Source organism: Candidatus Hakubella thermalkaliphila, assembly GCF_013281975.1.
GTDB lineage: Bacteria > Actinomycetota > Humimicrobiia > Hakubellales > Hakubellaceae > Hakubella > Hakubella thermalkaliphila.
Map to the genome: position 1 here is coordinate 1 of NZ_BLRZ01000193.1, position 2271 is coordinate 2271.

A 2271-nucleotide genomic window follows, 5' to 3' on the forward strand; every position below is an offset into this window, starting at 1 on the left:
CATGCGCCGCGGCGCACCACGTCGCATGAAAATTGGGTTATTTTCAAGGGAGGCAGTTGATGGATCTGTACGGTAAAGATTTCCTCTGTACCCAGGAGTGGGAGGTAGAGGAGCTGATGGCGGTGCTTGATTTGGCGGCCAAAATGAAACGAGATCGCTTCTCTCCTCGCTGGAGCCGGGTACTGGAGAACAAGACTTTTTTCATGTTCTTTTATAATCCTTCTGTTCGCACTCGACAGTCCTTTGAATGCGCTGCGACTGAGTTAGGAGGCCATGCTCAGTTTCTGGAGCCCGGGGCCATGCGTCTCAAGACCGAGAAAACAGCAGGGGAGACCATTGAAGACGCCACCCAGGTGATGAGCCGCTATGCTAGTGGCCTGGGTATCCGCATCCTGGAGGATAAGATCGGTGCCTATGGTGAGGGCGACGATCTGTTGCGTCAGTACGCCCGCTGGGCGAGTATCCCTATCATCTCTATGGCTCATGATAAGTACCACCCCTGCCAGGGTCTGGCAGATATTATGGGCTGGGCGGAGTGGTTCGGCCAAGGGCCTGGTCATACCCTGGACATGGGGGTGCTAGAGGGGAAGAAGCTGCTTATGACCTGGGGACATGGTGCCCTGGCTCGTTCCTGGTGCTCGGTGCAGGAGGGTCTGCTCATCGCTTCCCGCTTTGGCATGCATATCACCCTGGCCTGTCCCGAGGGCTATGACCTGGATCCACAGGTCATAGAGTGGACCAAGACCAACTGTGGGGCCCATGGGACGGAATTCCAGATCGTTCATGACCCCTGCTCTGGGTACGAGGGGGCTCATGTGGTGTATTCCCGGCATTGGATGAGTCCTCGTGCCTACGTGGATGGGGAGTTTCAGAAACAGAAAGAGGTGGAGATGGCCCTCAAGTATCCTCAGTGGATCTGTGATGAGGAGAAAATGGCTCTCACCACCGATGCCATCTTCACTCACCCCATGCCGGTGGACCGGGGTCACGAGGTGACCGACGCCGTCGCTTCGGGACCACGCTCGGTTATCTATAATGTAGCAGAGAACCGGCTCCACGTGCAAAAGGCTTTGATGGCCTTAACCATGGGCAACCTATAGCTCATGGGAAAGGAGGACATGTTTTTATGGTTGATCGCAGAGTGGCGGTCATCGCCATCGGTGGTAACTCCCTCATTACTAAGGATCGTCAAACCGTCTCTGACCAGTTTGCCATTACCCGGGAGACGACCAGGCCCATTGCCAGCATGATCCGCCAGGGCTGGGAGGTGGTCATTACTCATGGCAACGGGCCGCAGGTCGGTTTTATCCTCTTACGCTCCGAGCTGTCCAGCCATGTTCTGCATACTGTGCCTTTGGATTCCTGCGGCGCGGATACTCAGGGAGCCCTGGGCTATATGATCCAGCAGTGTCTATATAATGACTTCCTGCGCCTGGCTATGGACAAACAAGCCGTCACGGTGGTCACCCAGGTAATTGTGAATAAGGACGACCCTGCCTTCCACAATCCCACCAAGCCCATTGGCCCCTTCTACGATCAGGAGAAGGCTCTGAGATACCAGGAGGAGCGGGGGTGGACGGTAGTGGAGGATGCTGGTCGGGGCTGGCGTCGCGTGGTTCCCTCCCCTCTACCCAGGGAGATCGTGGAACGAGACGTTATCATGGAGTTGGTCCACAAGGGATATACTGTCATCGCCGTAGGCGGTGGGGGAATACCGGTGGTGAAGGATGAGCAAGGCCAACTAAAGGGGGTGGAGGCGGTCATTGATAAGGACTATGCCAGTAGTTTACTAGCCACCGCCATCCAGGCCGATTTATTTTTAATCTCCACTGCCGTGGAAAAGGTAGCTCTTAACTTCAATACCCCTGACCAGGTGGATCTGGACTGCCTGACTCTAAGCCAGTCCAGAAAATACCTGGCCGAGAGCCATTTTCCGCCTGGGAGCATGGGACCTAAGATTCAGGCCATCATCTGGTACCTGGATAAAGGAGGAAAAGAGGCTCTGGTGACCTCGCCTGAGAACATTGAGCGGGCTTTGGCTGGAGAAACTGGCACGCGCTTCATTCCAGATTAGGAACATAGCTCCTTGTGCCTGGCCGGGCCACCTGCCCAGGTGCTAATTCCTTTCCTGCTAGAGGTAGTCAGTTTCCCTTTGCGGGCAGGAGCATATTGTTGAACGTACTGCTAACATCGTAGGTTGTGGTGAGGAATTAAAGAAGGAATCGCCCATGCACCGCGGCGCACCACGTCGCATGAAAATTGTGTTATTTT

The 2271-nt window shown here is 55.1% G+C and carries 2 protein-coding genes; both read left to right on the forward strand.

What is annotated here, in order from left to right:
• Nucleotides 1–59 precede the first annotated feature (59 nt).
• Complete coding sequence (locus HW443_RS10760; RefSeq protein ID WP_176238186.1) at nucleotides 60–1100, forward strand: ornithine carbamoyltransferase; 1041 nt, start codon at nucleotides 60–62, stop codon at nucleotides 1098–1100.
• A 26-nt stretch (nucleotides 1101–1126) separates the two neighbouring features.
• Complete coding sequence (arcC, locus tag HW443_RS10765) at nucleotides 1127–2074, forward strand: carbamate kinase (protein WP_176227107.1); 948 nt, start codon at nucleotides 1127–1129, stop codon at nucleotides 2072–2074.
• Nucleotides 2075–2271: the final 197 nt, after the last annotated feature.

What these genes read in the sequence shown, in the direction of transcription:
- HW443_RS10760 (WP_176238186.1), top strand. Translation starts at nt 60, where the DNA reads ATGGATCTGTACGGTAAAGATTTCCTCTGTACCCAGGAGTGGGAGGTA.
- arcC (WP_176227107.1), top strand. Translation starts at nt 1,127, where the DNA reads ATGGTTGATCGCAGAGTGGCGGTCATCGCCATCGGTGGTAACTCCCTC.